The organism is Lentzea sp. NPDC060358 (genome assembly GCF_042725365.1).
GTDB lineage: Bacteria > Actinomycetota > Actinomycetes > Mycobacteriales > Pseudonocardiaceae > Lentzea.
The window spans coordinates 1-4,418 of record NZ_JBHXCW010000389.1; the positions used below are offsets into that span (position 1 = coordinate 1).

Annotated in this window: 5 protein-coding genes and 1 tRNA gene; 3 read left to right on the forward strand and 3 right to left on the reverse strand. The window is 68.5% G+C overall.

The window, feature by feature from the left end; genetic code table 11:
• Positions 1–142: 142 nt before the first annotated feature.
• On the reverse strand, positions 143–1,414 hold the full coding sequence (locus ACFWGZ_RS39695; protein WP_382456750.1) for an SdrD B-like domain-containing protein: 1,272 nt from the start codon (positions 1,412–1,414) through the stop codon (positions 143–145).
• A gap of 203 nt (positions 1,415–1,617) precedes the next feature.
• Here ACFWGZ_RS39695 and ACFWGZ_RS39700 point away from each other — a divergent pair, with 203 nt between their 5' ends.
• Positions 1,618–2,592 carry a cation diffusion facilitator family transporter gene (locus tag ACFWGZ_RS39700; RefSeq protein WP_382456751.1) on the forward strand — a complete coding sequence of 325 codons (975 nt, stop codon included), beginning with the start codon at positions 1,618–1,620 and terminating at the stop codon, positions 2,590–2,592.
• Here ACFWGZ_RS39700 and dcd read toward each other — a convergent pair.
• On the reverse strand, positions 2,589–3,170 hold the full coding sequence (gene dcd / locus ACFWGZ_RS39705) for a dCTP deaminase (RefSeq protein ID WP_382456752.1): 582 nt from the start codon (positions 3,168–3,170) through the stop codon (positions 2,589–2,591). The two genes, ACFWGZ_RS39700 and dcd, sit on opposite strands and share 4 nt — an antisense overlap.
• A gap of 81 nt (positions 3,171–3,251) precedes the next feature.
• On the opposite strand from dcd, the gene ACFWGZ_RS39710 reads away from it, so the two are divergent.
• Positions 3,252–3,325: transfer RNA gene (locus ACFWGZ_RS39710), tRNA-Gly, on the forward strand.
• A gap of 266 nt (positions 3,326–3,591) precedes the next feature.
• Here ACFWGZ_RS39710 and ACFWGZ_RS39715 read toward each other — a convergent pair.
• Positions 3,592–4,008 carry a hypothetical protein gene (locus ACFWGZ_RS39715; RefSeq protein ID WP_382456753.1) on the reverse strand — a complete coding sequence of 139 codons (417 nt, stop codon included), beginning with the start codon at positions 4,006–4,008 and terminating at the stop codon, positions 3,592–3,594.
• 174 nt (positions 4,009–4,182) lie between these two features.
• Between ACFWGZ_RS39715 and ACFWGZ_RS39720 the strand changes: the two genes are divergently transcribed.
• The coding region (locus ACFWGZ_RS39720) for a hypothetical protein (protein WP_382456754.1) at positions 4,183–4,418 on the forward strand (236 nt) is incomplete at its 3' end.

Genomic DNA, 4,418 nt, shown 5'->3' on the forward strand with positions numbered 1-4,418 from the left:
GCCCGCGTCTCTCCCGGACGCGGGCCGTTCCGTCTCACCCCCTGGTGATCAGCATCCCCCCGGAGCAGATCCCAGCCTTAAGACACCCGGAGGGCGGCGGATGTTGCCCCGCTCCGCGAATGTCACTCGAACGCAGTAACGCTCAGGCCTGCCGGCGACGCCGGGCACCGAACACGGCCAGACCGCCGAGGACCACCGCGCCCAGGCCGATCGCCCCCGCGGCGACGGGGTCGGCACCCGTGCTGGCCAGGGCCGCCGTCTTCGTGACCGGCGGCGCGGCGGCGACCGGGGCACCACCCTGCGGCTGCGCGCTCCGGGCGTTGATCCGGCGGGTCAGCACGTTGTTGGTGAGGTCGGTGTCGACCGACGGGCTGCGGACCTCCCACTTGATCTCGCCACCGGCGAACGCCTTCTCCACGACGACCCGCGCCCCGGCGAACTCGACGAGACCCGGCGCCGTCTTGGGCCCGTACGCCACGTGCACCTGCTGCCCGACGACGGCGGCGTTCTGGCCGAGGCCGCCGACGGTCGCCTCGATGCGCAGGCCCTCCGGCAGCGTCAGGATCCCGCCGAGGCTCTCCGGCACGTTCCCGTTGGCCGCGACCGAGCCGTAGATCTCGACGACGTCGCCCACCTGGAAGTCGGTGGCGTCGGTGGCCCCGTTGCGGTTGACGACGATCTGGACCGCCTTCTGGTCGGCCCGCGGCGTCAGGTAGCCGGCGTCGATCCCGGTGACCTGCTGCCCCTTGGCGACCGCGACCGGGTCCGAGATCCCGCTGGCCCAGTCGAACTTCGACCCGCCACCGCCCCTGGTGAGCACCAGTGCGTCGTTCTGCCGCGTGTGGGAGAAGAGGCTGTACCGGCCGGCCGCGAGACCGTCGAAGCAGTAGACGCCGTCCGCCCCGGTCTCGACCTGCCGGTCGGTCCCGTGCAGGGAGACGAGGCGACCGGCCAGCGGCCCCTCGCCGGCCTGGCGCCGGCCGTCGGAGTTCTCGTCCTTCCAGGCGACACCGCAGATCGAGCCGCCGCGCACACCGAAGGAGACCGAGTGCCCGCTGTCGTCGGTGACGTCGACCTCGACCGAGGACGGCGTGGTGCCACCGAACTTCGGGTCGACGTAGCTGACCTCGTACGAGCCGGAAGCGACATACTTCATGGTCCAGGTGCCGTAGGCGTCGGTCGGGTAGGAGCCGGCCTTGCCGTCCGGTCCCTTCACGACGACGTTCACGTCCTTCAGCCCCGCCTCGCCGTCCTGCTTCACGTCGTCGCCGTTGAGATCGATGAACACGCTGCCACCGATGTAGCTCGTCGGGCGGTTCTCGTCCTGCGCGAACGCAGTGCCGGACAGCGCGAGCGGCACGGCGACCAGCGAGGTGGCGACGGTGACGGCGGCAGCGCGAATCATCCTGCTCATTTCTCTTCCCCCAGGAAATGTGCGCAGCACGAATAGAGCCGCGCATTTGTTCGGTGGATTTGCCAGCCGCTCCCGCAACCGGTCGCTTTGGAGTCGTTCGGAACGGGTACCCGGTTGCCACCCGAGACACAACCGTGATTTTCGCAGGTCTTCGCCCCGCGCCTGGACTGTGGCGCGGCGCCGGTCGGCCTAGAGTGATCGCCATGAGCGAGAAGCCGCAGACGTCAGGGGAAAGCACTCTCACGGTAGTTCTGGCCCTGCTCGTCAACCTCGCGATCGCGATCACGAAGGCGATTGCGGGCGTTTTGACCGGTTCGGCGGCAATCCTCTCCGAAGCGGCCCACTCGGTGGCCGACACGTTCACGGAAGCCCTGCTGCTGACGGCCCTGCGCCGCTCCGACCGCCCGGCCGACCGCCGCCACCCGTTCGGCTACGGCAAGGAGCGCTACTTCTGGTCGCTGCTGGCAGCCGTCTCGATCTTCGCCTCGGGCGCGATGTTCGCGTTCTACGAGGGCTTCCGCACGGTCTTCGGCGAACCGGAGGAGCAGACCAGGCCCCTGGTCGGCTACATCGTGCTCGGCCTGGCCTTCGCACTGGAGTCGGTGTCGTGGACGCAGGCGTTCCGGCAGGTCCGCAAGGAGTCCGCCGAGCACGGCCGCGGTTTCTTCGACTTCCTGCGCGTCTCCGACGACCCGACCGTGAAGACGGTGTTCCTGGAGGACTCCGCGGCCCTGATCGGCCTGGTCCTCGCTTTCACGGGCCTGGGCCTGCACCAGCTCACCGGCTCGTCGCTGTGGGACGGCCTCGCGTCACTGGCCATCGGCGTGCTGCTGGCACTGGTCGCCTACGTCCTCGCCCGCACGAACAAGGGCCTGCTGATCGGCCGCCAGGCAGACCCGGTGATGGTGAAGGCGATCTGGAAGCGCCTGGGCGAGGTGCCGGAGGTGGACGCCGTGGTCGACGTGCTGACGATGCTGATCGGCACCGACCGCGTGCTGCTGTGCGCCCGCCTCGACTTCGACGACGCCCTGACGGCGTTCGAACTGGAGAACGCGTGCGTCCGCATCTCCGCGGAACTGCACGAGTCGTTCCCCGACCTGGACGAGATCTTCCTCGAACCGGTCCCCAGGTCGGACCCGGACCTGCGCCGCAGGGTGCTGGAGCGCTACGGCATCTAGCGCCGCGTGTCGGTCCGGTGGAAGTTGAGGTAGGCCCGACTCGGCGTGGGCCCGCGCTGCCCCTGGTACCGGCTGCCGGCCTGCTGCGACCCGTACGGGTGCTCCGCCGGACTCGACAGCTTGAAGAGGCAGAGCTGCCCGATCTTCATGCCGGGGTGCAGGGTGATCGGCAGGTTGGCGACGTTGGACAGCTCCAGCGTGATGTGGCCGGAGAAGCCCGGATCGATGAACCCGGCAGTCGAGTGCGTGAGGAGCCCGAGCCGGCCGAGACTCGACTTGCCCTCCAACCGCCCGGCCAGGTCGTCCGGCAACGTCACCATCTCGTAGGTGGAGCCGAGCACGAACTCGCCGGGGTGCAGGACGAACGGGTCGCCCTCGGGCGTCTCGACCAGACTCGTCAGGTCGTCCTGCTGCTGCGCGGGGTCGATGTGCGTGTACCTGGTGTTGTTGAAGACCCGGAAGAACCGGTCCAGCCGCACGTCGATGCTGCTCGGCTGGAGCATCTCGACGTCGAAGGGGTCGAGGGCGAGTCGGCCGGACTCGACCTCTTTGCGCAGATCCTGGTCACTCAGCAGCACCCGGACAGGCTAACGGAAGTCCTGGAGTCGGTGGACGGCCGCGTTGTCGTGCTGTGTATGATCGGCTACGAGCTTGCTCATGCGGGTGTAGTTCATTGGTAGAACGACAGCTTCCCAAGCTGTAGAGGCGGGTTCGATTCCCGTCACCCGCTCCACCAGAAGCCCCGGCCTTCGCGCCGGGGCTTCTCGCATTTCGAGACGCGTCAGCCGGACGGGCTCTCGAGCCGAGTGAGTCGAGACGCAACACTCATGTTGTGCCGACCAGCCTGCCGCTGGTCCTCATAGAGGCGTGCGTTGCGGGCTTGTCCGCATCCGAACGCCTCACAGCCCTTGTTGATCACGCCGCGGCACAACTCGCTTCAAAAAATGCCTGTTCCTGTCGGACAACCTGGCAAGGGTTGACGGGCAGGTTACGACGTCGTCAGTCGACCGGCAGGCCCCACGGCCGGCGGTCCAGCTCCACCCAGCCACCGCCCTGCGCCAGCGCCGCCCGCACCCCCGCCACGTGGTCGGCGAACGAGGCCAGGTCGCCGTGCAGCAGTTCGGCCCGTTCCACGTCCAGCGGGTGGGTGTCGTCGTGCCAGAGGTCGACCGGGAACGACGCCACGAAGGCCATCGACTGCAGCAGTTGCAGGAGGGCGACGGACGGGCGTGCGGTTTCGGCGAGGTAGTCGGCGCGGATCGACTCGCATGTCGTCAGCAGGGCTCGGACCTGGCGGATCGCGTCTGCCGGGGTGCCGTCCCACGACGGGTCCGGCCACACCCGGTCGCTCAGTTCCAGCCACAGCCGCCAGCCGGTGGCCAGTTCGGCGTCGTCTGCGGGGCACCACTTACCCATGCATCCACTGTGCATGGACAAGGCGGTGGAGTCTCGTGACGATGACGCACGCCACGGCAACCATTGGGTGACATGTGCGTCTTATAGCGCATGAAGCGTACGAGGCAAGGGCTCGCCGTGCTGCCGAGTGTTGCTATCGGGCTCGGGCTCGGTGTGTTGCTCACGTTGCTTGCTGTGCCTGCGCTTCGGTACGAGGTCACGGACAGCGCCAACCTGCTGACGCGGGTGCTGGCGTACGGGTTCTTGCTGGTGCCCGTTGCCGTTGTGACCGTGCTCCGGAGTTCCATGCCCGTGACGCACACGACCGGGCTTGTCGCTGGTGCCACGGTGGTTCTCGCCACCGCCGCGCAGAGCTACACCGGCACGCCGATGCCGTACGTGTGGCTCGCGGCGGCGACCCTGTTCGGGTG

Coding starts and splice junctions, on each gene's coding strand:
- ACFWGZ_RS39695 (WP_382456750.1), bottom strand. CDS start 1,414: ATGAGCAGGATGATTCGCGCTGCCGCCGTCACCGTCGCCACCTCGCTG.
- ACFWGZ_RS39700 (WP_382456751.1), top strand. CDS start 1,618: ATGAGCGAGAAGCCGCAGACGTCAGGGGAAAGCACTCTCACGGTAGTT.
- ACFWGZ_RS39715 (WP_382456753.1), bottom strand. CDS start 4,008: ATGGGTAAGTGGTGCCCCGCAGACGACGCCGAACTGGCCACCGGCTGG.